24 protein-coding genes are annotated in these 26629 nt (G+C 61.6%); 22 read left to right on the top strand and 2 right to left on the bottom strand.

Features of this window, described 5'->3' with window-relative positions; all coding sequences use genetic code 11:
• The first annotated feature begins 34 nt into the window (after window positions 1-34).
• The 9 genes from BFN67_RS03070 to BFN67_RS03030 all read left to right on the top strand — a co-directional run bounded on the left by BFN67_RS03070 (window position 35) and on the right by BFN67_RS03030 (window position 10142).
• A complete protein-coding gene (locus BFN67_RS03070; protein ID WP_425349732.1) occupies window positions 35-784 on the top strand; it encodes an ABC transporter permease in 750 nt (249 codons plus the stop codon).
• A 28-nt stretch (window positions 785-812) separates the two neighbouring features.
• Entirely contained in the window at window positions 813-1844 is a 1032-nt protein-coding gene (locus BFN67_RS03065) for an ABC transporter substrate-binding protein (RefSeq protein ID WP_080918144.1), read from the top strand.
• 78 nt (window positions 1845-1922) lie between these two features.
• Window positions 1923-3122: a serine hydrolase domain-containing protein gene (locus BFN67_RS03060; RefSeq protein ID WP_080918143.1), complete on the top strand. Its 1200-nt coding sequence runs from the start codon at window positions 1923-1925 to the stop codon at window positions 3120-3122.
• A gap of 32 nt (window positions 3123-3154) precedes the next feature.
• On the top strand, window positions 3155-4318 hold the full coding sequence (locus BFN67_RS03055) for a serine hydrolase domain-containing protein (protein WP_080918142.1): 1164 nt from the start codon (window positions 3155-3157) through the stop codon (window positions 4316-4318).
• An 88-nt stretch (window positions 4319-4406) separates the two neighbouring features.
• Window positions 4407-5600 (top strand): acyl-CoA dehydrogenase, encoded by a 1194-nt coding sequence (locus BFN67_RS03050; protein WP_080918141.1) that lies wholly within the window; start codon window positions 4407-4409, stop codon window positions 5598-5600.
• A 91-nt stretch (window positions 5601-5691) separates the two neighbouring features.
• A complete protein-coding gene (locus tag BFN67_RS03045) occupies window positions 5692-6066 on the top strand; it encodes a YciI family protein (RefSeq protein WP_080918234.1) in 375 nt (124 codons plus the stop codon).
• Entirely contained in the window at window positions 6063-7325 is a 1263-nt protein-coding gene (locus tag BFN67_RS03040; protein WP_080918140.1) for an RNA polymerase sigma factor, read from the top strand. Before BFN67_RS03045 ends, BFN67_RS03040 begins: the two co-directional genes overlap by 4 nt.
• Before the next feature lie 259 nt (window positions 7326-7584).
• A complete protein-coding gene (gene amaB, locus BFN67_RS03035; RefSeq protein ID WP_080918233.1) occupies window positions 7585-9099 on the top strand; it encodes an L-piperidine-6-carboxylate dehydrogenase in 1515 nt (504 codons plus the stop codon).
• A gap of 125 nt (window positions 9100-9224) precedes the next feature.
• Window positions 9225-10142 carry an SMP-30/gluconolactonase/LRE family protein gene (locus tag BFN67_RS03030; RefSeq protein WP_080918139.1) on the top strand — a complete coding sequence of 306 codons (918 nt, stop codon included), beginning with the start codon at window positions 9225-9227 and terminating at the stop codon, window positions 10140-10142.
• 15 nt (window positions 10143-10157) lie between these two features.
• On the opposite strand, the gene BFN67_RS03025 is transcribed toward BFN67_RS03030, so the two are convergent.
• Window positions 10158-10895, bottom strand: coding sequence for an SIS domain-containing protein (locus tag BFN67_RS03025; protein WP_080918138.1), 738 nt, complete (start codon window positions 10893-10895; stop codon window positions 10158-10160).
• A gap of 280 nt (window positions 10896-11175) precedes the next feature.
• Here BFN67_RS03025 and BFN67_RS03020 point away from each other — a divergent pair, with 280 nt between their 5' ends.
• From BFN67_RS03020 to BFN67_RS02990, 7 genes are all read left to right on the top strand, one after another.
• Window positions 11176-12060, top strand: coding sequence for an AraC family transcriptional regulator (locus BFN67_RS03020; protein ID WP_080918232.1), 885 nt, complete (start codon window positions 11176-11178; stop codon window positions 12058-12060).
• A 146-nt stretch (window positions 12061-12206) separates the two neighbouring features.
• Window positions 12207-13292, top strand: a complete 1086-nt coding sequence (locus BFN67_RS03015) for an ABC transporter substrate-binding protein (protein ID WP_080918137.1) — start codon at window positions 12207-12209, stop codon at window positions 13290-13292.
• A 73-nt stretch (window positions 13293-13365) separates the two neighbouring features.
• Complete coding sequence (locus BFN67_RS03010; protein WP_080918136.1) at window positions 13366-14187, top strand: ATP-binding cassette domain-containing protein; 822 nt, start codon at window positions 13366-13368, stop codon at window positions 14185-14187.
• Window positions 14184-15443 (top strand): sugar ABC transporter permease, encoded by a 1260-nt coding sequence (locus tag BFN67_RS03005; protein ID WP_080918135.1) that lies wholly within the window; start codon window positions 14184-14186, stop codon window positions 15441-15443. Before BFN67_RS03010 ends, BFN67_RS03005 begins: the two co-directional genes overlap by 4 nt.
• Before the next feature lie 19 nt (window positions 15444-15462).
• The gene (locus BFN67_RS03000; protein ID WP_080918134.1) at window positions 15463-16191 is read left to right on the top strand and encodes an SDR family oxidoreductase; all 729 of its coding nucleotides are present in this window, start codon (window positions 15463-15465) and stop codon (window positions 16189-16191) included.
• A gap of 22 nt (window positions 16192-16213) precedes the next feature.
• On the top strand, window positions 16214-17821 hold the full coding sequence (locus BFN67_RS02995) for an FGGY-family carbohydrate kinase (protein WP_080918133.1): 1608 nt from the start codon (window positions 16214-16216) through the stop codon (window positions 17819-17821).
• 129 nt (window positions 17822-17950) lie between these two features.
• Window positions 17951-19219 (top strand): cysteine desulfurase-like protein, encoded by a 1269-nt coding sequence (locus BFN67_RS02990; RefSeq protein ID WP_158083464.1) that lies wholly within the window; start codon window positions 17951-17953, stop codon window positions 19217-19219.
• A gap of 22 nt (window positions 19220-19241) precedes the next feature.
• On the opposite strand, the gene BFN67_RS02985 is transcribed toward BFN67_RS02990, so the two are convergent.
• Complete coding sequence (locus BFN67_RS02985) at window positions 19242-19679, bottom strand: Lrp/AsnC family transcriptional regulator (protein ID WP_080918131.1); 438 nt, start codon at window positions 19677-19679, stop codon at window positions 19242-19244.
• A gap of 129 nt (window positions 19680-19808) precedes the next feature.
• Here BFN67_RS02985 and rocF point away from each other — a divergent pair, with 129 nt between their 5' ends.
• The 6 genes from rocF (at window position 19809) to BFN67_RS02955 (ending at window position 26608) form a co-directional block, all read left to right on the top strand.
• Window positions 19809-20741: an arginase gene (rocF, locus tag BFN67_RS02980; RefSeq protein ID WP_080918130.1), complete on the top strand. Its 933-nt coding sequence runs from the start codon at window positions 19809-19811 to the stop codon at window positions 20739-20741.
• A gap of 1 nt (window position 20742) precedes the next feature.
• Entirely contained in the window at window positions 20743-21810 is a 1068-nt protein-coding gene (locus BFN67_RS02975; RefSeq protein WP_080918129.1) for an ornithine cyclodeaminase, read from the top strand.
• A 199-nt stretch (window positions 21811-22009) separates the two neighbouring features.
• Window positions 22010-23539, top strand: a complete 1530-nt coding sequence (gene glpD, locus BFN67_RS02970; RefSeq protein WP_080918231.1) for a glycerol-3-phosphate dehydrogenase — start codon at window positions 22010-22012, stop codon at window positions 23537-23539.
• 20 nt (window positions 23540-23559) lie between these two features.
• A complete protein-coding gene (locus BFN67_RS02965) occupies window positions 23560-24639 on the top strand; it encodes an ABC transporter ATP-binding protein (protein WP_080918128.1) in 1080 nt (359 codons plus the stop codon).
• Between the two features lie 11 nt (window positions 24640-24650).
• The gene (locus BFN67_RS02960) at window positions 24651-25742 is read left to right on the top strand and encodes an ABC transporter ATP-binding protein (protein ID WP_080918127.1); all 1092 of its coding nucleotides are present in this window, start codon (window positions 24651-24653) and stop codon (window positions 25740-25742) included.
• Window positions 25742-26608: a carbohydrate ABC transporter permease gene (locus BFN67_RS02955; RefSeq protein WP_080918126.1), complete on the top strand. Its 867-nt coding sequence runs from the start codon at window positions 25742-25744 to the stop codon at window positions 26606-26608. The genes BFN67_RS02960 and BFN67_RS02955 overlap by 1 nt, the downstream gene beginning before the upstream one ends.
• Window positions 26609-26629: the final 21 nt, after the last annotated feature.

Below are 26629 nucleotides of genomic sequence, written 5' to 3'. Positions count from 1 at the left end.
TATCAGCGCCCAGCCGGGCTTTGCGACGGTGGCGATGCTCACCTTCGTGCTGCTCTATCTGCCGATCGTCACTCTGGTCGTCTATGCCTTCAATGCCGGTAATTCCATTGCGCTGTGGGAAGGGTTTTCCTTGCGCTGGTTCATCTCGGCGGCGCAGAACGAGCGCGTGCAGGAGGCGTCGATACGCTCGCTGGTGGTTGCAGCCATAGCCGCGACGATCGCCACCCTCGCTGCCACCATGGCGGCGCTGGCCACCACCCGCACGCGGCCCTATCGCGGGCTGACCTTCAAATACGCCTTTATCAACCAGCCGCTGATGGTGCCGGAAATCGTTACCGCCGTGGCGCTGCTGATCGTGTTTTCGCGCATCAAGGTCTGGACCGGCTATTCCGGCATCGGCTATCTTCTGGCGGCGCATACCGCGTTTTGCATTCCCTTCGCCTATCTGCCGATCCGTGCGCGCCTCGAAGGCATGGATCTGACGCTGGAGCGCGCTGCGGCCGATCTCTATGCGCGGCCGTGGATGACGTTCCGCCGTGTGACGCTGCCGCTGCTGAGGCCCGGCATCATCGCCGGCTTCATGCTGGCCTTCGTGATTTCGCTCGACGATGTGGTGATCACCGAATTCGTCAAGTCGGCCGGGCAGGAGACATTGCCGACCTATATGCTCGGCCAGCTCCGCCGCGTCGTGACGCCTGAAATCAACGCCATAGCCACCGCGTTCCTCGCACTTTCGGTGGCCATCGTAACGATCTTCTTCTTCGTCAACCGGAAGAAAGCCTGACGCAGACCACTTCAACGGGAGGAATGAAATGAAACGGATAGTGACAGCACTGGCGGCGGCGATGACGGTCGCCCTTGGCGGGTCGGCATGGGCCGACGGGCAACTCAATCTCTACAATTGGGGCAATTACACCAATCCCGAACTGATCAAGAAGTTCGAGAAGGAGTATAACGTCAAGGTCACCGTCACCGACTATGATTCCAACGATACCGCGCTCGCCAAGGTGCGCGCCGGCGGCCATGGTTTCGATCTCGTCGTGCCGTCGGCCAATTACGTGCAGATATGGGTCAAGGAAGGGTTGATCGCCGAAGCGCGCCCGGACCAGATGGAAAACTTCAAGAATGTCGATGAGCGCTGGGTCAATGTGCCGTGGGATCCGGGCCGGCACTATACCGTGCCATGGCAGTGGGGCCTGACTGGCATCATCGTCGATACCTCGCTCTATAAGGGCGATATCAACACCTCGTCGATCTTCCTCGATCCGCCGAAGGAACTGGTCGGCAAGATCAATGTCGCGCCGGAAATGAACGATGTTCTGTATGCCACGATCAAATATCTCGGCGGCGACTGGTGCACCGACGATCGCGAATTCCTGAAGAAGGTGCGCGACAAGCTGGTCGAGGCCAAGCCGAAGTGGATCGCCATGGATTATGGCACGATCGAGAAATTCGCCAGCCGCGATTACGGCGCCGCCTATTACTGGAATGGGGCTGCGCTGCGGGCGCGAGAGCAGAATCCAAACGTGAAATTCGGCTATCCGAAGGAGGGCTTTCCCTTTTTCATGGACAGCGTCGCGCTGCTCAAGGACGCCAAGAACCCTGAAAACGCCAAGCTGTTCATGAATTTCATCATGGACCCGCAAAATGCCGCGCTGATTTCGGCCTTCGCCAAATATGCCAACGGCATCAAGGGATCGGAGCAGTATATGCCCGAAGACATGAAGGGCGCGCCGGAACTTGTGGTGCCGGAGGAATTCCAGAAATCAGGCGCGTTCCTCGAATCCTGCTCGCCGGAAGTGCATGACCTCTACACCCGCATCTGGACGGATTTGCTGAAGTAAATTCCTGCCGGCACGACGGCTTGTAAATCTCGTCGGCCCGGTCATCATGCCGGGCCGGTGTCACATTCTGGATCAGCAATGAAATCTTATCGCAACAGCGACCCACGGCCCGAAATCATGCGCGGCTCGCCGCCGGCCCTGGTGCCGCCCCGGCACGACTGGGATCGCCCGCCGTGGAACCGCTGGGCTTTCCAGCATATCCGCGAGATCGTGCCGACAATCGAGGTCTGGCGCGGCCATGGGCCGGTTCGGGCGCTGCCCACTGCTCGGGTGGACGAACTGGACGCGCTGCCGGTGAAGAATAGTGCCGGCGGGAAGACAACGCTGGCCGGCCTGCTCGATGAAACCTATACCGACGGTATCCTGGTTTTGAAGAACGGCGCTGTGGCCTATGAGCGCTATTTCAACGGCATGACGCCACGCACGCTGCACCTTTCGCAGTCGATGGCGAAATCGGTCACGGGCATCGTCTGCGGCATATTGGTCGGCAGGGGACTGATCGATCCGGCGGCGCCGGTCACGACCTATCTGCCCGAACTTGGCCAGACCGGCTGGGCAGGGGCATCGGTGCAACATGTGCTCGACATGACGACAGGTGTTCGTTTCAGCGAAGCCTATACGGATCGATACTCCGATATCGGCCAGGTCGATGTCGCCGCCGGCTGGAAGCCGGTGCCGCCGGGCAGCGATCCGGCATTTCAATGGCCGCAGAATGTCTGGGAACTGATTCTTGGGCTGAAGGAACAGACCCGCCCGCATGGGGAGGCTTTCGAATACCGCTCGATCGAAACCGACGTGCTGGCCTTCCTGATGGAGCGGGCGAGCGGCAAGCGGCTTGCCGAACTCGTCTCGACGGAGCTTTGGCAGAAGCTCGGTGCGGAGGAGAGCGCCTGCTTTACCGTGGACAGCGCCGGCTATGCGCTGGCCGATGGCGGCTTCAACGCCACGCTGCGCGACTATGGCCGTTTCGGGCAGATGCTGCTTGAAGGCAGCGGCAACATCGTGCCGAACCAGTGGATCGAGGCGACACGCAGCGGTAAGCACGGTCCGCAGTTCAACGTCAGCCTGCCGGAAGGCAGCTATCGCAATCAGTTCTGGATCCGCGATCCGCGCTCGCGCGCGCTGAACTGCCGTGGCGTGTTCGGGCAACTTATCCATATCGACTGGAGCAGCCGAATGGTGGTGGTGAAGCTTTCCAGCTATCCCGATTTCGTCAATCACGCTTATTCGGTGGCGACGGGTCAGGCGATCGACGCTGTCGCGGCAGCGCTCGCCTGAGCAACGACCGGATCAGAAGGAAGGATCGACGCATGGTTGGTGCGACGGCGTTCGAGACAAAATTCGGCTTTCGCCGCAACGAGGTGACGCTGGCCAATTGGCGCACCAGCCCCTTCAATCGCTGGGCGTTCCAGCATGCCGGCGAAATCGTTCCTTCGGCGCTGATTGCCTCGGTACGAAGCGAAGAGCCGCCGCCGGTGGATATGAGCGGCCTGCTTGTTGAAAAACTGCCGTCCGGCTCCGAGACGATTGCTGCCTTCCTGAAGCGGTCCGACACCGACGCGCTGACCATCATGAAGGGCGGCAGGGTCATCGGCGATTGGCTTGCGCCGCATATGGCATTCGGCCAGCGCCATATCATCTTTTCGATCAGCAAGTCGCTGACGGCGATCCTGGCCGGCATTCTCGAAGGCGAAGGCAAACTCGATTTCAACGCGCCGGTGTTGGAGTATCTGCCCGAGGCGGCGGGCTCGGCCTATAGTGATGCGACGGTGCGCCATGTGCTCGACATGACGGTGAGCATCGACATCGAGGAAAGCTATCTCGATCCTGATAGCGCCTATGGCCGCTACCGTAAGGCTACGCTGTGGAATCCCGGCGGCGGATTGGAAAGCCTTGCCGCTTTCCTGATGACGCTGCCGCGGCTGCCGGGCGAACACGGTGAAATTTTCCGGTATCGCTCGCCGAATTCAGACCTGCTTGGCCTGCTGGTCGAACGGGCTTCTGGGGAGCGTTACGCCGATTTGATGCGCGAAAAGCTGTGGCTGCCGCTGGGTGCCGGCAGCGACGCCTTCATCACCGTCGATATGGAAGGCGCGCCGCGCGCGGCGGGCGGCATTTCGGTTGCGCCGCGCGATCTGGCGCGCGTCGGCGAAATGATGCGGCAGGGCGGCGCGGCCAATGGCCGCCAGATCGTGCCGGAAGCCTGGGTGCGCGATACCATAAGCGCCGGCAGCGCGGAGGCCTGGCAGCGTGGCGCGATGGCCTTCCTGTTTCCGCAAGGGCGCTACCGCAACAAGTGGTACCAGACAGGCGAGGGCGCCTATTGCGGCATCGGCATCCATGGCCAGTGGCTCTATGTCGATCCGGCCAGCGAGGTGGTGGTCGCCAAGCTGTCGTCCCAGCTCGAACCGGTCGATGATCCGCTCGATCTGGAAATCGTCGCCTTCCTCAAGGCGCTGTCGCGGATGATCTGAGCCAACAGATAACGGCCAATTTCGTTTGATTTTTGCGCTTTGCCGGCGGATAAGCCGGGGCGAGTTTAAGACTTTGGAGAGTTTTGCCATGGCCGACAGAAATGCCTTCGTCTGGGATGATCCGTTCCTGCTGGAAGATCAGCTTTCCGAAGACGAGCGCATGATCCGCGATGCGGCGGCCGCCTTCGCCGCCGACAAACTCGCTCCGCGTATCGAACAGGCCTATATGAACGAGGAAACCGATCCGGCGATTTTCCGCGAGATGGGCGAGGCCGGGCTGCTCGGCGTCACCGTGCCGGAAGAATATGGCGGGCTCGGCTCCAATTACGTCTCCTATGGGCTGATCGCGCGCGAGGTCGAGCGCGTGGATTCCGGTTATCGCTCGATGATGAGCGTGCAATCCTCCCTGGTGATGTTTCCGATCCATGCCTATGGCTCGGAGGAACAACGAAAAAAGTACCTGCCGAAGCTGGCTTCCGGCGAATGGATCGGTTGTTTCGGTCTGACGGAGCCGGATGCCGGTTCCGATCCCGGCGGCATGAAGACGCGCGCGGAAAAGACCGCGGACGGCTACAGGCTTTCCGGTTCGAAGATGTGGATATCCAACGCGCCGATCGCCGATGTGTTCGTTGTCTGGGCCAAGCTGAAGGGCGAGGATGGCAAGGACGTCATTCGCGGCTTCGTGCTGGAAAAGGGCATGAAGGGCCTGTCGGCGCCGAAGATCGACGGCAAGCTGTCGCTGCGCGCCTCGATCACCGGTGAGATCGTCATGGAGGGTGTCGAGGTCGATGAGGACGCGCTGCTGCCGAATGCGCGTGGTCTCGGCGGGCCGTTCGGCTGCCTCAACCGGGCGCGCTACGGCATTTCCTGGGGCGTGCTGGGTGCCGCCGAGGATTGCTGGTACCGGGCGCGGCAATACGGCCTCGACCGCAAGCAGTTCGGCAAGCCGCTGGCCGGCATGCAGCTTTACCAGAAGAAGCTCGCCGACATGCAGACGGAGATTGCGCTCGGCTTGCAGGCCTCGCTGCGCGTCGGGCGGTTGATGGACGAGCACAAATTCGCGCCGGAAATGATTTCGCTGGTCAAGCGCAACAATTGCGGCAAGGCGCTCGATATCGCCCGGCAGGCGCGTGACATGCATGGCGGCAACGGTATCCAGATCGGCTACCATGTCATGCGCCATGCGCAGAATCTGGAGACGGTCAACACCTATGAAGGCGCGCATGACGTGCACGCGCTGATTCTCGGCCGGGCGCAGACCGGTTTGCAGGCGTTCTTTTAAGGCTGCGCCTTAGCCGTCGATAAAAAATTATCGACGCGTCGTCGGATTGGGCTCTACTGTTTCGTCCTTTGTGGAAACCGAAGGACGCCCGATGCTCTATGCCATCCTCTGTTATGCTTCCGAAGACGTCGTCTGCTCATGGACAAAGGAAGAGGACGAAGCTGTCATCGCCAGGCTCGTGACGGTGCAGGAGAAATACGCCAAGGCCGGCAAGCTTGGGCCGGTGGCCCGGCTTTTGCCGACAACGGCGGCAACGACGCTGCGCAAGGTCAAAGGCGAGGCGGTGGTGATCGACGGGCCGTTCGCCGAGACCAAGGAGCAGTTTCTCGGCTTCTATACGATAGATTGCGCCAATCTCGATGAAGCCGTGGGCTTTGCCAAGGAGCTTTCCGAGGTCAATCCCAGTGGCGGCTCATACGAGATCCGGCCGATCTCCGTTCTCAACAGGGTTGCGGCCACGCTATGACCGATCTCGGCTGGATCAGTTCGGCGATCAGTGCCGCCCGTCCACAGGCGATGGGCGCGCTGCTGCGCTATTTCCGCGATCTCGATACGGCCGAGGAAGCCTTTCAGGATGCCTGCCTGCGCGCCTTGAAGAACTGGTCGCAGAACGGCCCGCCACGCGATCCCGCCGCCTGGCTGATCCTTGTCGGACGCAACAGCGGCATCGATGCGGTGCGCAAGCGCAGCCGCCAGGCACCGATGCCGGCAGAGGAGATTGTCTCCGATCTCGACGATGTCGAGGCCGATATGGCGGATCGGCTGGACGGCGCACACTACCGCGACGATATATTGCGGCTTCTGTTCATCTGCTGCCATCCCGACCTGCCGGAAACGCAGCAGATCGCGGTAGCGCTGCGCATCGTTTCCGGCCTGAGCGTCAAGCAGATCGCGCGGGCTTTTCTGGTCAGTGAAAGTGCGATGGAACAGCGCATCACCCGCGCCAAGGCGCGCATCGCCGCTGCCGACGTGGCATTCGAGGCGCCGGGTGCGGTCGAACGCTCCGAGCGGCTCGCGGCGGTGGCCGCCATGATTTATCTCGTTTTCAACGAAGGCTATTCCAGCGGCGGCGCCGAGGTGGCGGCGCGTTTTCCTCTATGCGACGAGGCGATCCGGCTCGCCCGGCTGCTGCTCAAACTGTTCCAGACCGAGCCGGAGATCATGGGCCTGACGGCGCTGATGCTGCTCCAGCATGCGCGCCAATCAGCGCGGTTCGATGCCAATGGCGAAATCGTCCTTCTGGACGATCAGGATCGCAGCCTGTGGAATCGCCAGATGATCGGCGAGGGGCTGGCGCTGGTCGACAAGGCGCTGCGTCATTGGAAACCCGGTCCCTATCAGGTGCAGGCGGCAATCGCCGCACTTCATGCCCGTGCCGCCAAGCCCGAGGACACCGACTGGCAGGAAATCGACCTGCTTTATGGCCTGCTGGAGAGGATACAGCCTTCGCCGGTGGTCAGACTCAACCGGGCGGTTGCCGTTTCCAAGGTGCGCGGGCCGGAAGCGGCACTGGAGATGATTGCGCCGCTGGAGGAAAAGCTGTCCGGCTATTTCCATTTCTTCGGCCTGAAAGGCGGCCTTTTGATGCAGCTTGGCCGTTCTAATGAGGCGCGCATCGCGTTCGACCGTGCCATTGCGCTGGCCAATACCGCGGCCGAGGCGGCCCATATCCGCATGCATATCGACCGGCTGATGAAGCAGGGTTCGTCGGCGAAGACTGGATAACGAATAATATCTTTTGAGAAGGTGACGGCGCAGACCTCTGGCCCAGCCGCGCGTTCCGATCTTGGGCCATGCCGGGGTGGCGCGAGGCTCCGGAAAGGGTTATTGCCACGCCTAGAGCATCGGACCGAAAAGTGGAATCCGGTTTTCGAGTTATTCCGATGCTCCATCAAAGTGTTAGAGCGTCCTTTGTGCGTTCAATTGAACGCACGGCGCTCTAATGGCGCAGCAGGGCGCCAAAACCGATCCAAGAGGAAAAGCAATGACGATCGCGAAAGAGACTTCCGAACTGTTGTCGAAACTTGGCGTTTCCGGTGATGCGCTTGGCGGCGGCGACCTGATCGTGCGCACGCCGGTCACCGGTGAGCAGATCGCGGCGTTGAAGCAGATGTCCGGGGCGCAAGCCGGCAAGGCCATCGGCGCGGCCCATGCGGCGTTCCAGAAATGGCGCCTGGTGCCTGGTCCCAGGCGCGGTGAGCTGGTGCGGCTGCTCGGCGAGGAATTGCGCGCGCACAAGGCCGAACTCGGCCGGCTGGTGTCGATCGAAGTCGGCAAGATCCCGTCAGAGGGCCTGGGCGAAGTGCAGGAGATGATCGACATCTGCGATTTCGCGGTCGGTCTTTCCCGGCAGTTATACGGGCTGACAATCGCCACCGAGCGCCCTGGTCATCGCATGATGGAAACATGGCATCCGCTCGGCGTGGTCGGCGTGATTTCGGCGTTCAATTTCCCGGTCGCGGTGTGGTCCTGGAATACGGCGTTGGCGCTGGTATGCGGTGATGCGGTGGTGTGGAAGCCTTCGGAAAAGACGCCGCTGACGGCGCTTGCCTGTGCGGCGATTTTTGCGCGCGCCGTGGAGCGCTTCGGTTCCGACGCGCCGGAGGGATTGCTTCAGGTGCTGATCGGGGGGCCTGCCGTCGGCGAAGTGCTGGTCGATCATCCGAAAGTTCCGCTGGTTTCGGCGACCGGCTCGACCCGCATGGGCCGGGCGGTTGGGCCACGGTTGGCGAAGCGCTTCGCCCGCGCCGTGCTGGAGCTTGGCGGCAACAATGCCGGCATCGTCTGCCCGACCGCCGATCTCGACATGGCGCTGCGCGCCATCGCCTTCGGTGCGATGGGCACAGCCGGCCAGCGCTGCACGACGCTGCGCCGGCTGTTCGTGCATGAGAGCGTCTATGACCAGATCGTGCCGCGCCTCAAGAAAGCCTATGAGAGCGTTTCGGTCGGCAATCCCCTGGAAAGTTCGGCGCTGGTCGGCCCGCTGGTCGACAAGGCGGCCTTTGAAGGCATGCAGAAGGCATTGAAAGAGGCGGAGGCCGCCGGCGGCAAGGTGACGGGTGGCGGGCGTTTCGAAAGCGGCCATGCGGAAGCCTATTATGCGCACCCGGCGCTGGTCGAAATGCCGAAACAGGTTGCCCCTGTGACGGAAGAGACCTTCGCCCCGATCCTCTATGTGATGAAGTATTCCGATTTCGACACCGCGCTCGAATTGCACAATGCGGTTGGTGCGGGCCTTTCCTCGTCCATCTTCACGCGCGACCTTCAGGAATCCGAGCGATTCCTCGGTGCGGACGGTTCGGATTGCGGCATCGCCAACGTCAATATCGGCACGTCGGGAGCCGAGATCGGCGGTGCGTTCGGCGGCGAAAAGGAGACCGGCGGTGGACGTGAGTCCGGTTCAGATGCCTGGAAGGCCTATATGCGGCGCGCCACTAATACCATCAATTATTCGGCGGCGTTGCCGCTGGCGCAGGGCGTGTCGTTCGATATCGACTGAGGTCGATATCGACGGATCTTCCGATAAGTCGGACAAAAGGGTGCGGCGGCAACGCCGCGCCCTTGCTTTTGGCCGCGGCTTGCTCTTGTGTGCGTCAGCACACTGGACGCGCATGGGAGAGCAAAATGTCTGCCGCCGATCACTATGAAGTTCTCGATCCGCGTTTCGCGCGGCTGTTCAACGGTACGGCGCATGTGGAGAAGCTCTATACGGGCTGCCGCTGGGCGGAAGGTCCGGCCTGGTTCGGGGCGGGGCGCTATCTTGTCTGGTCGGATAATCCAAACAACCGCATGATGCGTTTTGACGAGACCGACGGTTCGGTCAGCGTCTTTCGCGACCCCTCCAACAATTCCAACGGCAATACCGTTGACCGGCAGGGCCGCCTCGTTACCTGCGAGCATCAGGCGCGGCGGATCAGCCGCACTGAGCATGACGGCACCATTGTTACGATTGCCGATCGCTGGCAAGACAAGCGGCTGAATTCGCCCAATGACGTCGTCGTCAAGTCGGACGGCTCGATCTGGTTCACCGATCCGACCTACGGCATCGATACCGATTATGAGGGCGACAAGGCCGAGAGCGAGATCGGCGCTTCCTATGTTTATCGCGTCGATCCGGCCACCGGAGCGGTGGATGCCGTTGTCACCGATATGGTCAAGCCGAACGGCCTCGCCTTTTCGCTCGATGAGCGCCAGCTTTATGTCGTCGATACCGGGCGCACCCATGGCGCGGAGCATCCGGCGCATATGCGGGTGTTCGATGTCAGCGAAGAGGGCAAGGTTTCAGGGGGACGGGTCTTTGCCGATTGTACGGTGGGCCTTTTCGACGGTTTCCGTCTGGACGATCAGGGCCGCATCTGGACGAGCGCGGCCGACGGCGTTCATTGCTATGATCCGGACGGTACGCTGATCGGCAAGATCAAGGTGCCGGAAGTGGTGGCCAATTGCGTGTTCGGCGGCATCAAGCGCAACGTGCTCTATATCTGCGGCACGACTTCGCTCTATGGCGTGCGCCTGATGGTCAACGGCGCCAAGACCTACTGAACGGATCGCCGTTTTTCAAAGGTGCCGGTTGCGCGACTTGTAGCGGGCAATCAACCTGTCGTTGGCTTCCTTGGCGCCAGGCATATTGGCGCTGAGATAGATCGGCGCATCGGCACCCGCCGCTTGCAAGCGCACTGCGACTTCGGCGAAGATGGCGTTGATGAGGGCCGCGCCGATCGAGGTCGAGATCGGCCCGACGCGCAATTCGCTGCCGGGCACGGCGGTGATGGCGTCGCCGGGCGGTGCGCCATTGTCGAGCACGATGTCGGCAATATCGGCCAGGCGGGTGCGGCCGTGCGCTGCCTGCCTTGAATACTCCTGCGACGTTACGGCGATGACGGTCGTGCCGCGCGTTTTGGCGATCCCGGCTGCCTCTATGGTCGCGGTGTTGACGCCGCTGTTGGAGGCGATGATGAGCACGTCATTGGCGCCCATCGGATAATGTTCGAGGATCGGCACCACCATGCCCGGCATGCGCTCGAAACCGGTGCTGGCGACAGCACCCTCATGCACCATCAGCGGCGTGGACAGGATCGGCACGGCAAGCGCCAGGCCGCCGGCGCGGTAATGCGCCTCCTCGGCCAGAATGTGGCTGTGGCCGGTGCCGAACAGATAGGCGAGACCGTCAGCTTTCGCGGTCTTTTCCACCGCATCGGCTGCTGCCTCGATAGCTCCGGCGTTCTGTTCCAGCAATCGGCCCATGCGGGCGGCTAATTCGGCCAGATAAGCGGCGGCTACCGGCGTCGAACTCATATTATGGCTCCGCGTGAATGATCCGAAGACGGCAAAAGATATGCGTCAGAGAGCCGAGACCTGTAAAGCGGCGTATGCCGGATCGCGCGCGTCTCGCAAAATGGTGATACCATAAAGGCGTGAATGTCAAAAAAGTATCGTATGGATCGCTGAATCGTAGTGGCGCCGTTCTTCTCTCGAGACTAGCGTTGCTGACAGATCAGAACCGACGCCAAGTCGGTCAACCGGGGGAATGAAAGGCGGCGCCAGCCTATCGTCGGCGCTGGCCGGAGGAGATGAAATGGAACCGGACCTTGAGGTCGTGCAGATAAGGCGGGGTGAATCCTTCACCGCCTGGTCGCATGGTTACCCGTTCCGGACCGTGCGCTGGCATTTCCATCCCGAATACGAGTTGCATCTGGTCGTCGAGACCAGCGGCTGTTACTTCGTCGGCGATTTCATCGGCGAGTTCGAGCCCGGCAATCTGGTCCTTACCGGGCCGAACCTTCCGCACAATTGGGTCAGCGATATTCCCAAGGGCACAAGCGTGCCGCTGCGGGGCCGCATCATCCAGTTCAGCGAGAGTTTCATCGAGGGAACGATGAAGGTCTTCCCCGAACTCTCGGCATTGGGGCCACTGCTCGAAACCTCGCGTCGAGGCGCCCTGTTCGGCAAGGAGACAGCCGGGCAGGTGGCGCCGTTGATGGAAGAGATGATGGATGCGCAAGGTGTGCGGCGCATCGAGCTTTTCATGATGATTGCCGGCGTGCTTGTCCGCGCCTCGCCGGTGCGGACATTGACCGGCCCCGATTATCTGCCCGACCCGTCCGGCTATATGTCCGTCGGCATCAACAAGGCCATCGCCTATATCCGCGAAAACCTGACCCGCCCCTTCGGCGAAGCCGATCTGGCAGCCATCGCCGGGCAGTCGCCAAGCGCGTTCTCGCGCGCCTTTCGACGGCACACCGGCATGTCGCTGGTGCAATATGTCAAACGGCTGCGCATCAATCTCGCCTGCCAGTTGCTGATGAGCGACGGACAGGCGGCGATTACCGATATCTGCTTCGAGGTCGGCTTCAACAATCTGTCGAATTTCAACCGCCAGTTCCTGGCGGAAAAGGGCATGCCGCCATCCCAGTTCAGGCGGCTTCTGGCGGACAATATAAATGCGAACAAGGCCGCCTGAGCGAACCAAGGGAGGAAAAGCATCGACAGAAACAGAAGTGGTGACGGCGTCCCGCCGCGCCGAAAACAAATCTTCCGGAAACAGCTGAGCTGATTTCCGGGAAGGTATCGTGACCGACCAAACACGCAACAGCGGAGGAAAATCGAATGACCAAACTATCCTGGAAACTATCCGGCGTTGCCGCTTTCGCGGCGATCCTGCTCGGCAGCACTACCGCCTTTGCGCAGGAATCGACCGTCAAGGACGCAACCATCGCGTTCCTGATGCCCGACCAGGCTTCCACGCGCTATGAAGAGCATGACCATCCCGGCTTCGTCGCCGAAATGTCCAAGCTGTGCCCGTCCTGCAAGGTGCTCTACCAGAACGCCGACGCCAATGTCTCGCGTCAGCAGCAGCAGTTCAATTCGGTGATCTCGCAGGGCGCCAAGGTTATCGTCATCGACCCGGTGGACTCCACAGCAGCCGCCTCGCTGGTCAAGCAGGCGCAGGCACAGGGCATCAAGGTGATCGCCTATGACCGGCCTATCCCCTCGACCCCGGCCGATTTCTATGTGTCGTTCGACAACAAGGAAATCGGCAAGATGATCGCCACCTCCCTGGTCGAACATCTGAAAGCGGAAAAGGTGCCGACGGAAGATGTTGGCGTGCTCGAAGTCAACGGCTCGCCGACAGATGCCGCCGCCGGCCTGATCCGCGACGGTATCCATGAAGGGCTCGCCGACAGCGGCTACAAGACGCTGGCCGAATACGACACGCCGGACTGGGCGCCGCCAAAGGCGCAGCAATGGGTCAGCGGCCAGATCACCCGCTTCGGCAAGAAGATCGTCGGCGTGGTCGCGGCCAACGACGGTACGGGTGGTGCGGCCATTGCCGCGTTCAAGGCGGCGGGCGTCAATCCGGTGCCGCCGGTGACAGGCAACGACGCCACCATCGCCGGCCTGCAACTCATCATCTCCGGCGATCAGTACAACACGATCAACAAGCCGAGCGAAATCGTTGCTGCCGCAGCCGCGCAAGTGGCGATTCAGTTGTTGGAAGGCAAGACGCCGAAGGCCGACACGACGCTGTTCGACACGCCTTCGCAATTGTTCAAGCCGACGCTGATCACCGCCGAGAACCTGAAGGCCGAGATCATCGACAAGCAGGTCAACGGCAAGCCGATCCAGACTGCGGAGACGCTATGCACCGGCCGCTATGCCGAAGGCTGCAAGAAACTCGGTATCACGGAGTAATGTGAGTAAACTGCTTTCCGGCCGCCTTTGCCGGCGGCCGGAGGATGTTGAACATTACCGGAAAGGGCTAGCCATGGCAGAGATTGCGAAGGAAACGGCTCGGGAGCATGAGGCGGTGCTCAGCCTGCGCGGCGTCTCCAAAAATTTCGGCGCCGTGTCGGCTTTGACGGACATCGATCTGGATGTTCATGCCGGTGAGGTCGTCGCGCTGGTCGGCGACAATGGCGCGGGCAAATCCACGCTGGTCAAGGTGCTTGCCGGCGTCCATCAGCCCACCTCGGGCACCATCACCTTCAAGGGCAAGCCTGTTACCCTGTCGGACCCCAGCGCCGCTTTGGGGCTGGGCATCGCCACCGTCTTCCAGGATCTCGCGCTGTGCGAGAATCTCGACGTCGTGGCCAATATCTTTCTCGGGCGCGAACTGGAGCCGCTGCGGCTGGACGAGGTTTCCATGGAAATCCGTGCCTGGACGCTGCTCAACGAATTATCGGCCCGGATTCCCAGTGTGCGCGAGCCGGTCGCCTCACTTTCCGGCGGCCAGCGGCAGACCGTGGCGATTGCCCGTTCGCTGCTGCTCGATCCGAAGGTCATTCTTCTCGATGAACCGACGGCGGCGCTGGGCGTGGCGCAGACGGCCGAAGTGCTCGACCTGATCGAACGCGTTCGAGATCGCGGGCTCGGCGTGGTGATGATCAGCCACAATATGGAGGATGTGCGCGCCGTGGCCGATCGCATCGTGGTGCTGAGGCTCGGCCGCAACAATGGCATCTTCTATCCCGATGCTTCCAATCAGGAACTGGTCAGCGCCATTACCGGCGCGTCCGACAATTCGGTGTCGCGGCGGGCCGGGCGGCGAAGGGCGATGCAGCAGAACAGCGAGGAGGCACGGCCATGACCGACAATGCCGGGAACCATGCCTCCACCGGGCCGCTGCTCGATCGTGCCGACGAACGCGTGAAGCATGAAGCCGGTGTCGGCGGGGCGTTGCGCGCCTTCCTTGACCGGGTGCGTTCGGGCGATCTAGGCTCGCTGCCGGTAATCGTCGGGCTGATCATCATCTGGACGGTATTCCAAAGCCTTAATCCAGTCTTTCTTTCCGCCAACAATCTCGTCAATCTGCTGTTTGACTGTTCGACCGTGGGCGTGATCGCGCTCGGCGTCGTTTGCGTCCTGATGGTCGGTGAAATCGATCTTTCGGTCGGTTCGGTGAGCGGCTTTTCCTCGGCGCTGGTCGGGGTGCTGTGGGTTAATCAGGGCTGGCCGGTGGTGCTCGCCATCGTTGCAGCGCTCATTGTCGGCGCTCTGATCGGCGGGCTCTATTCCTTCCTGTTCAACCGCTTCGGCATGCCGAGCTTCGTTTCTACGCTGGCCGGGCTGCTTGCGGTGCTCGGCCTGCAACTTTATCTGCTCGGCTCAACGGGCTCGATCAATCTGCCCTACGGCTCGCCTCTGGTGAATTTCGGCCAGATGCTGGTCATGCCGTATTGGGTTTCCTATGCGCTTGCCGCGCTTGCCGGACTGGTGATTTTCTTGGCCGGCTATCGTACCGCGATGCGCCGCAAGGAAGCGGGACTTTCCTCGCAATCGCTGGCGAGCCTCGTCCTGAGAGCCGTGGTGCTCATCGTCATACTCGAGTTTCTGGCCTTCTACATGAACACCGACCGTGGCGTGCCGTGGATGTTCGGCCTGTTCGTCGGCCTTGTCATTGCCATGCACTATGCCATGACGCGCACCAAATGGGGCCGCTCGCTGAATGCGGTGGGCGGCAACCGCGAGGCCGCGCGCCGTGCCGGCATCAATGTGCGGCGGGTCTATGCCAGCGCCTTCGTGCTGTGTTCGACGCTTGCCGCAGCCGGCGGCATCATGGCGGCTGCACGGCTGGCCTCGGCCAGCCAGCAGGCCGGTACGGGCGATGTCAATTTGAACGCCATCGCAGCGGCCGTCATCGGCGGCACCAGCCTGTTCGGCGGCCGGGGCAGCGCTTATTCGGCGCTGCTCGGCATCATCGTCATCCAGTCGATCGCCAGTGGTCTCACGCTGCTCGATCTGTCGTCATCGCTCCGTTACATGATCACCGGCGCGGTGCTTGCCATTGCCGTCATCGTCGACTCGCTGGCACGCCGTTCGCGGGTTTCACACGGCCGGGCGTAATTCAAACAAAGGCAGGACAATGAAACAGGATCTTTCGGGAAAAGTCGCGGCCATCACCGGAGCCGCGTCGGGCATCGGCCTGGCGTGCGCCAAAGAACTGCTCGATGCCGGCGTGCGTGTGGTGCTGGTGGACCGCGACGAGGCCGCGCTCAAAAGTCTTCAAGCGGAACTAGGTGCCAACGCGATCCCGCTGGTGATCGACCTGACCAGTCCGGCCAGTGTCGCCACCATGATGCCGCAGATACTGGAAAAGACCGGTCAACTCGACATTTTTCACGCCAATGCCGGCTCCTATATCGGCGGCCAGATCATCGATGGCGACCCCGATGCCTGGGACCGCATGCTGAACCTCAACATCAATGCCATGTTCCGCTCGGTTCATGCGGTCCTGCCGCATATGGTGGAACGCAAGACCGGCGACATCATCATGACCAGTTCGATCGCAGGCCTCGTGCCGGTGGTGTGGGAGCCGATCTACACGGCTTCCAAGCATGCGGTGCAGGCCTTCGTGCATACGGTGCGCCGCCAGGTCGCCAAGCACGGCCTGCGGGTGGGCGCCGTCGCGCCGGGACCGGTTGTTACCGCGCTCATCAAGGATTGGCCGAAAGCCAAGCTGGACGAGGAAATGGCCGCCGGCGGCCTGATCGAAGCGAAGGAGGTGGCCGAAGCAGTCCTGTTCATGCTGACGCGGCCGCGCAATGTCACCATTCGCGATCTGGTGATCCTGCCGCAAAGCAACGACCTCTGACACCTAACGCCTGAGAGTTTCCATGACTGCTCATTTCATCGGCATCGATGTCGGAACGGGAAGCGCGCGCGCCGGCGTGTTCGACGAGGTGGGAGCGCTGCTTGCATCCGCCAAGCATGAGATCGAGGTCTGGCACGAGGCGGGTGACATTGTAGAACAATCCAGCAGCGATATATGGCGCGCCGTTTGCGCCAGCGTGCGGGACGCCGTGAAGCAGGCGGGCATCGCGCCCGCATCCATTGCCGGCATCGGATTCGATGCCACCTGCTCGCTGGTGGTACTGGGCAGCGGCGGGGCGCCGCTGCCGGTCGGCCCGTCCGGCGAAGCCGAGCGCAACATCATCGTGTGGATGGATCACCGCGCGATCGAGCAGGCACGGCGCATCAATGCCACCGGCCATGCGGTGCTCAACTATGTCGGCGGCTCGATCTCTCCGGAAATGGAGACGCCAAAGCTGCTGTGGCTGGCCGAAAACATGCCGGCGACCTTCTCGGATGCCTGGCAGTTCATGGATCTGACCGACTTCCTGACCTGGAAAGCGACGGGCAGTTTGGCGCGCTCGGTTTGCACGGTGACGTGCAAATGGACCTATCTCGCGCATGAAGGGCGCTGGGACGAGAGCTATTTCAAGGCTATTGGGCTCGGCGCGCTGGCGGATGACGGTTTCACGCGCATAGGCCGTGAGGTCGTTCCGGGCGGCACATCGCTTGGACAGGGCCTCACGGTGGAGGCGGCATCTGATTTGGGTCTGCTGGCAGGCACGCCTGTCGCGGCGGGCCTGATCGACGCGCATGCCGGCGGCATCGGAACGGTGGGCGCACGCGGCGGCAGCGGCAGCGCACTTTCACGCATGGCCTATGTGTTCGGTACGTCCGCCTGCACTCTGTCCACCACACAAGAACCGGCCTTCGTGCCCGGCGTGTGGGGGCCGTATTTTTCGGCCATGGTGCCGAGACTCTGGCTGAACGAAGGCGGGCAATCTGCGGCAGGTGCCGCCGTCGATCACCTCGTGCGCTTTCATCCGGCTGCCGGAGCGGCCGAAAAGGAAGCAGCGCGCGGGGGCCTGAGCCTCAATGGTTGGCTTGCCGTGCAGGCTGAAGAGCGCGGTGGCACGGCGGCTTTGCCACAACTGGTCGGCGGCGTTCATGTGGTGCCGGAATTTCTCGGCAACCGTGCGCCCTTCGCCGACCCTGATGCGCGCGGGCTGATCGCTGGGCTGGACATGGATACCGGAACGGAAAGCCTTGTCTCGCTGTACCTTGCCGGCATTTGTGGTCTCGGCTACGGCGCTCGCCAGATCGTCAAGGTGCAGCAGGGCAAGGGCATCGCGACCGATATGATCGTCGTCAGTGGTGGCGCGGGGCAAAGCCCGCTGGTGCGGCAATTGCTGGCCGATGCGACCGGATTGACGGTCGCTGCGTCAACCTCACCGGAGCCCGTCCTGCTTGGCTCCGCCATTCTAGGCGCGGTTGCCGCCGGCCGTTATCCCGATGCCGTTGCCGCCATGGCGGCGATGTCGGAGCTTGGCGAGATCTATGCGCCAGACCCCGCCATGCGGGCCTGGCATGACAAACGGTTCGAGGCATTCGAGCTTTTGCAGGCCACAGGCCGGACGATCCGCGGCGCTTGATGCTACCCGTCGCGGCGGGAGTTCTGGCCCAAGTAAGCGATCTTCCGCTTGCGATTTGCATGACTTATGGTCTGCATCGATCCTGGCGCCGTATCCTGCGCGAACCACCGAATCCTGGAGGAACCTGACATGATCCCGAGCGGGTGGGATATCGATGCGGTACGCGCCGCTTTTCCGTCGCTGGCACTGACCGACGAGGGCAGGCCGCGCATCTATCTCGATGCTCCCGGCGGTTCGCAGGTGCCGCAGCGCGTAATCGAGGCGATGACACGCGCCATGATCGAAAGCTGCGCCAATGATGGCGGCGCGTTCCGCACCTCGCGCGCCGCCGAGTACGTGCTGATGGACGCGCATGCGGCGGTGGCTTCGCTGCTCAATGCGTCTGCCGACGAGATCGTCTTCGGCCTCAACAGCACATCGCTGATCTTCCATTTCTCGCGCATGCTGTCGCGCGATTGGCGGGCGGGCGACGAGATCGTGCTGACGCGCATGGACCATGACGGCAATGTCGCACCCTGGCTGATCGCAGCCGAGGAGCGCGGCGTGAGAGTGCGCTGGCTGGAGTTCGATCAGGACAGTTTCGAATACCGTTATGACATGCTGGACGATTTGATCGGTCCCAAAACCCGACTGGTCGCCTGCAATCACGCCAGCAATATGCTCGGTACCATCAACGATGTTGCTCGCATTGTTGCGGCGGGCAAGGCGGCAGGGGCCGTCACCATGGTCGATGCGGTGCAATCCGCGCCGCATATTCCGATCGATGTGCAAGCCATCGGTTGCGATCTGCTGGTCTGTTCTGCCTACAAATTCTTCGGTCCTCATGCCGGCATCCTGTTCGTGCGCGCTGCGCTGCGCGATGATCTGACGCCGCTCAAGGTGCGTCCCGCCGCACAGGATATGCCCTGGCGCCTGGCGCCGGGAACGCCGGCTTTCGAGACACAGGCGGGAACGCAGGCCGCGATCGAGCATATGGCTTGGCTCGGCGAAAATTTCGGCGGCGTGCAGGCCGACCAGCCGTTGCGCGACAGGATCGTGGCGGGCCTCCATGCCGCGACGGCTTACGAAGCCAGTCTCATGGACCGGTTTCTCGTCGGCATTGGCCGGATCGACGGGTTGAAGCTCTACGGCATCGCCAGCCGCAACCGGCTCGACGCGCGGGTTCCGACCTTCTCCTTCCGCCTGCCGAACCGCTCGCCGCGAGAAACCATCCAGCACCTCGCTGCCAACAACGTGTTTGGCTGGGCCGGCGATTTCTATGCCCATGAGGCTGCCGGCTTTTTGGGCGTGCACGAAAGCGGCGGCGTCGTCCGCCTCGGCCTTTCGCACTATAGCAGCCTTGAGGAAGTCGATTCGGTCGTCACTCTTCTGAGCGAATTTGCGGCAAAGCGTGCGTGAAATGGAACTTTAATCCATAGCTTCACAGCCGCGCGCGGGTGCTGCGCGGCGTTGCCAGAAGCAGGCTGGTTTCGCTGCCGGTGATGCCGGGAATCAATCGGATGCGCCGTAGCACCGCATCGAGTTCGGTGAGCGTGGTCGTCGAAAGCTCGACCACCAGATCCCAGCGGCCATTGGTCGTGTGAACGGCCGAGACTTCGGAGAAACCGCCGAGCGCGCGCACCACGCGGTCGGCGGCATGGCCTTCGACATCGATCATCATGATGCCGCGCACGGATTGCCCGAAGGCGTCGGCGCGCAGGATCACGGTATAGCCGATGATCTCGCCCTGCTGTTCGAGGCGCTGGATGCGCCCGCGAACGGTGGCGCGCGATACGCCGAGATCCATCGCCAGATCGGAGATCGAACGGCGTGCGTCATGGCGCAGCAATGTCACCAGTCTTTCGTCGAGATTATCCATGTCTTCCCATATTGGCGGAAATACATTCCATATCGATAGGCAATATCGTCTATCTTGCCAATTTAAATTGTTCACTTCGCCATGCGTCGGCATTCCAATGAGGCCAGAGAATCTGGTTGGAGGCAGGCGATGCGCTGCAGGATTGTTGGCGCTCCGGTACAGGATGGCGCCGGGCGTATGGGATGCGAAATGGGGCCGAGCGCGCTGCGTACAGCGGGCCTTGTCGCCATGCTCAAGGAATTGGGGCATGAGGTCGAGGACCTTGGCCAGGTGCAGCGGGGCGACGTTCGTCCGCTTGTTCACGGCAATGCGGCGCTGAAGGCTCTGCCGGAAATCAATGCATGGACGGTCGCCATTGCGCAGGCGGCCTATGAAGCGAGCCAGGACGCCATGCCGATCTTTCTTGGCGGCGATCACTCCATTTCGGCCGGAACGCTGTCGGGCGTGGCGCGCCGCGCCGCCGAGGCGAAGCGTCCGCTATTCGTACTGTGGCTGGACGCGCATCCCGATTTTCATACCCTGGAGACGACCGCCAGCGGCAATCTGCACGGCGTTCCGTTGGCCTATGCCAGCGGCCGGCCCGGCTTTGCCGGCTATTTTCCCGATCTTCCTGTCGCGGTCGAGCCGTCTCATATCTGCACGCTTGGCCTGCGCAGCATCGATCCGGCGGAACGGCACGCCCTGAACGAAACCGGCGTGACCGTGCATGATATGCGCGCCATCGACGAACACGGCATTGCGCCGCTGTTGCGCGCTTTCATCGAACGGGTGGCGAGTGCCGGCGGCATGCTGCATGTCAGCCTCGATGTCGATTTCCTCGAACCGTCGATCGCGCCGGCGGTTGGCACCACGGTGCCCGGCGGCGCGACCTTCCGCGAGGCGCATCTCACCATGGAGATGCTCTATGACAGCGGCCTGGTGACGAGCCTCGATCTTGTCGAACTCAATCCGTTCCTTGACGAGCGCGGCCGCACCGCGACGCTGATGGTCGATCTGACCGCCAGCCTGATGGGACGGCGCATCATGGACCGTCCGACACGCAGTTATTCCGGGAGCCACTGACATGACCGCTAAACTTAACGTCGTTCCCTTCGTCAGTGTCGATTCGATGATGAAACTGGTGCTGACTGTCGGCGTGGAAAAATTCCTGACCGAACTGGCCGGTTATATCGAGGAGGATTTTCTGCGCTGGGAAAGTTTCGACAAGACGCCGCGCATCGCCTCGCATTCGAGCGAAGGCGTGATCGAACTGATGCCGACCAGCGACGGCAAGATGTACGGCTTCAAATATGTCAACGGCCATCCGAAAAACACGCGGGAGGGCCTGCAAACCGTGACGGCCTTCGGCGTGCTGGCTGACGTCGGCTCCGGCTATCCGATGCTGCTCACGGAAATGACGATCCTGACGGCGTTGCGCACCGGCGCGACTTCGGCGCTGGCGGCGAAATATCTGGCGCCGGAGGGCGCCCGCACCATGGCGATCATCGGCAATGGCGCGCAATCGGAATTCCAGGCACTTGCCTTCAAGTCGCTGCTCGGCATTGATAAATTGCGACTTTACGATCTTGACGGATCCGCTTCGCGCAAATGCGCCAAAAATCTTGCCGGTATGGGCTTCGACATCACCATCTGCTCCAGCGGGCATGAGGCGGTGGAGGGCGCGGAGATTATCACCACGGTCACGGCCGACAAGCAATATGCCACGATCCTGACCGACAATATGGTCGGCTCTGGTGTCCACATCAATGCGGTTGGTGGCGATTGTCCCGGTAAGACCGAACTGCATCGCGATATCCTGCTGCGCTCCGATATTTTCGTCGAATATCCGCCGCAGACCCGCATCGAGGGCGAAATCCAGCAACTTGCCGCCGATCATCCGGTGACGGAACTGTGGCAGGTGATGACGGACAAGGCGGCCGGGCGGAAAGACGCCAAACAGATCACGCTGTTCGATTCGGTTGGGTTTGCCACAGAGGATTTTTCAGCGCTGCGTTATGTGCGCGATCAGTTGCGGGCAACCGGCCTCTACGAAGAACTCGACCTCTTGGCCGATCCCGATGAGCCACGTGATCTGTTCGGCATGCTGCTCAGGGCCGAGCAGGCGGTGGCCAAGCCGCAGATGGCGACCTGATCTTTCAGTAAAATCTGAGCGGATTCAATGGAATGGAAGCGCGGTGCCTTTGGGCGCCGCGCTTTGCTTTTTGGCGTATGTGCTGCGGCTCACGTTTTCCTCGACATTTCGTTTGACATTCGTTTTAGGTTCATATCCTTATTATTGAGATTTCGGAATGTGAACGAGGATGTATTCCGAAAGTGGGAGAGGGGTTTCGGTGAACGCGTCTGCAATCCATGACATTTTCGTCATTGGCGGCGGCATCAATGGCTGCGGTATCGCGCGTGATGCAGCCGGACGCGGGTTTTCAGTGTTTCTTGCCGAGATGGACGACCTCGCCAGCGGCACGTCCTCCGGTTCGACCAAACTGATCCATGGCGGCTTGCGCTATCTGGAATTCTACGAGTTCCGGCTGGTGCGCGAGGCCCTGATGGAGCGCGAGGTTTTATGGCGCAATGCACCGCACATCATCTGGCCGCTGCGTTTCGTGCTGCCCTATTTCCGCGGCGGGTCACGACCGGCATGGCTGCTCAGGCTCGGCCTGTTTCTTTATGACCATATCGGCGGCCGCAAGCTTTTGCCCGCGACACGCACGCTCGATATGCACACGGACCCGGCCGGAAAGCCTTTGAAGCCGCTGTTTTCCAAGGCTTTTGAGTATTCTGACTGCTGGGTGAACGACGCCCGCATGGTGACGCTCAATGCCCGCGACGCCGCTGATCGAGGTGCGATTATCCGCACCCGCACGAAGGTGCTGAGCGCGCGGCGCGAAGGCGACCACTGGAGGCTCCAGATCGAGGATCGCCTTGCGAGAAAGACCGAAAATGTTTCGGCCCGGCTGCTGGTTAATGCTGCGGGGCCGTGGGTGGATCATATTTTGAACGACACAATCGGCGAAAGCACCGGTCGCAATGTCCGGCTGGTGCAGGGCAGCCATATCGTCATCGCCAGGAAGTTCGACGATCCCAGGGCCTATTTCTTCCAGAACAAGGATGGCCGCATCATTTTCGCCATTCCTTATGAGGAGGACTTCACGCTGATCGGCACGACCGACCGGGATTATGAAGGCGATCCGCATCTGGCGAAAATCAGCGAAAGTGAAGTCGACTATCTGTGCGCGGCGGCAAGCGACTATTTTGTCGAGCCGGTCAAGCGCGACGACATTGTGTGGACCTATTCCGCCGTGCGCCCGCTTTATGACGATGGCGCTTCCAAGGCGCAGGAAGCGACGCGCGACTATGTGCTCAAGGCGGAGGGCGGCGACGGGCGTGCGCCGCTGATCAACGTTTTCGGCGGCAAGATCACCACCTATCGTCGGCTCTCGGAAACAATGGTGGACAAGATCGAGGGCTTTCTCGGCAAGCGCGGGCAACCATGGACAGCCGAGGCACCACTGCCGGGCGGAGATTTTCCGGTCACCGGATTTGACGACCAGGTGGCGGCTCTGCGGCGGGCCTATCCATTTATCGCCGCGCGCATAGCGCGCCGCCTCGTGCGCCTTTACGGGACGCGTGCCAAAACCATTCTCGGCAGCGCGGCGTCGCTTGCCGATCTTGGCTGCTGCTTTGGCGCCGATCTCTATGAGGCCGAGGTGCGTTACCTGGCCGAAAACGAATGGGCGCTTACCGCCGAAGACATGCTGTGGCGGCGCACCAAGCGCGGCTTGCATTTCAGCAAGGACGAGACCGAAGCTCTCGACGCATTCTTGCGAGAGCTCGGCGGCCGGCATAGCGTAGCAGCGGAATAGCGGCGCGAGGGGAGGAGCGGATGCTGGAACTGAGGGGCGTTTCCAAGGCGGTGGGTGCCGATACCCATATCGACAACGTGTCGCTGACGCTCCAGCGTGGCTCGCTCAACGTCCTGCTTGGACCGACGCTTTCAGGAAAGACCAGTTTGATGCGTTTGATGGCCGGGCTCGATGTGCCGACCTCCGGTTCTATCTGGTTCGATGGGAAGAACGTGACCGGCGTTGCGGTCCAGAAGCGCAATGTCGCCATGGTCTATCAGCAGTTCATCAATTATCCGGCGATGACGGTCTATGAGAACATCGCCTCGCCGCTGCGTGTGGCGGGTGTGCAAAAGAGCAAGATCGACAGCGAGGTCCGTAAGGCTGCCGAGTTGCTCAAGCTGACGCCTTTTCTCGATCGCACGCCGCTCAACCTTTCAGGCGGACAGCAGCAACGCACCGCGCTTGCCCGCGCCATCGTCAAGAATGCCAGCCTGGTGCTGCTCGATGAGCCGCTGGCCAATCTGGATTACAAGCTGCGCGAGGAATTGCGCGAGGAACTGCCCAAGATTTTTGCCGAATCCGGTGCGATCTTCGTCTATGCGACGACTGAGCCGCAGGAGGCGCTGCTGCTCGGCGGCAATACGGCGACGCTCAGCCAGGGTCGAGTCACGCAATTCGGGCCGACGGTGGAGGTCTTCCGCGATCCGGTCGATCTGGTAACGGCGAGAACCTTCGCCGATCCGCCGTTGAACACCATCGAGCTAACCAAGAAGGGTTCGCACTTCCTGCTCGATGGCGGCATCAACCTGCCGGTGCCACCGAAATTCGCGGGCATTGCCGACGCAACCTATACGATCGGCTTCCAGCCTCACCATCTTGCCTTCGAACAGCCCAACGCGGCGGCGGTTCCGGTGCGCGCCAAGATTATCATGACTGAGATCACCGGATCGGAAAGCTTTATTCATCTCAGCTTTGCCGATGTACGCTGGGTCATGCTGGCGCATGGAATCCATGAACTGAAGGCCGACGACGAGATCGAGGTCTTTGTCGATCCGCGCCACATGATGGTCTTCGATGCCAAGGGTCTGGCCGTCGAAGCGCCGAAGTTGGCGGCCTGAGGGAGATTGTGATGGCACGCATCGAACTCGACAAGATCCGCCATTCCTATCTTGCAAATCCCAGCCGGGATTCGGATTTCGCACTCAGGCAAGTGAGCCATGTCTTCGAAGATGGTGGCGCCTATGCGCTGCTTGGGCCTTCCGGTTGCGGCAAGACCACGCTCCTCAATATCATTTCGGGCCTGTTGCGGCCCTCGCATGGCCGCCTGCTGTTCGACAGCCATGAAGTGACCGGCCTTTCGACGCAGGAGCGCAATATTGCGCAGGTGTTCCAGTTCCCGGTGATCTACGACACGATGACGGTTTACGACAATCTGGCCTTCCCACTGCGCAATCGCGGCGTGGCGCCGGCAGATGTCGATCGCCGTGTGCGCGAGACGCTGGACATGATCGGTTTGGCCGATTGGGCGACGCGCAAGGCGCGCGGCCTGACCGCCGACCAGAAGCAGAAGATATCGTTGGGGCGCGGGTTGGTGCGCTCCGATGTCAACGCCATCCTGTTCGATGAGCCGCTGACAGTCATCGATCCGCACATGAAGTGGGTGCTGCGCTCGCAGTTGAAGCAGCTTCACCACCGCTTCGGCTACACCATGGTCTATGTCACGCATGACCAGACGGAGGCGCTCACCTTCGCCGATCAGGTGGTGGTCATGTATGACGGCGGCATCGTGCAGATCGGCACGCCCGCCGACCTTTTCGAGCGGCCGCGCCACACCTTTGTCGGCTATTTCATCGGCTCACCGGGCATGAATGTGCTTCCGGTGGCTGTGACGGACGCGACGGCGCGTCTCGGCTCACAGACCATCCAGCTTCCGGGCGCGCCAAAGGCGGCGAGCGGGCAGGTCGAACTCGGCATCCGCCCGGAATATGTGCGTGTCGGGCGTGAGGGCATGGCCGTCACGGTAACGAAGGTCGAAGATGTCGGACGCCACAAGGTTGTGCGCGCCTCTCTGGAGGGCCGGGAGATCGCGGCCATCATCGGCGAGGACGACACCATTCCGGCCGAGCCGCATATGCGGTTCGATCCGGCCGGCATCAACATCTATTCCGATTCATGGCGCGTCGAAATGAGTGGGCGCGTCGAAGTGGGGGACACTGCCTGATGGACAAGACCTGGAACAATCGGGCCTGGTTCCTGGTGCTGCCGGTCCTGGTGCTGGTCGCATTTTCGGCGGTAATCCCGTTGATGACCGTGGTGAATTATTCGGTGCAGGACACCTTCGGCAAGAATGTGTTCTTCTGGAACGGCATAGACTGGTATCAGGAATTGTTGGCGTCCGACCGCTTCTGGGCGTCGATGATGCGCAACCTGATCTTCTCGGGCATTATTCTCGCCATCGAGGTGCCGCTCGGCATCCTCATCGCGCTCAACATGCCGCGCAAGGGCTGGGGCGTTCCGGTGTGCCTGGTGCTGATGGCGCTGCCATTGCTGATTCCGTGGAATGTTGTCGGCACTATCTGGCAGGTGTTCGGCCGCAACGACATCGGCCTGCTCGGCTACTACGCTCATGCAATCGGCCTCGATTATAATTATGTGCAGGACCCGTTCGACGCTTGGGTGACGGTCATCATCATGGATGTCTGGCACTGGACGAGCCTGGTCGTACTGCTCTGTTATGCCGGACTGGTTTCCATTCCCGACGCCTTCTATCAGGCGGCCAAGATCGACGGGGCTTCGCGCTGGGCGGTGTTCCGCTACATCCAACTGCCGAAAATGCAGCGCGTGCTCCTGATCGCCATTCTGCTGCGTTTCATGGATTCCTTCATGATCTATACCGAGCCCTTCGTGGTGACGGGCGGCGGACCGGGCAATTCGACCACCTTCCTTTCGATCGACCTGGTCAAGATGGCGCTCGGTGAATTCAACCTGGGGCAGGCGGCGGCCATGTCGCTGGTCTACTTCCTCATCATCCTGCTTTTGTCCTGGGCGTTTTACACGGTCATGACCAATTATGACACGGAGCGCTGAGATGGCCGGCGCGAACGAGAG

Source organism: Manganibacter manganicus (genome assembly GCF_002075885.1).
Classification (GTDB): Bacteria; Pseudomonadota; Alphaproteobacteria; order Rhizobiales; family Rhizobiaceae; genus Mesorhizobium; species Mesorhizobium manganicum.
Note: the sequence above shows the minus strand (reverse complement) of the source record. Positions and strands in the feature narration are given on the sequence as shown.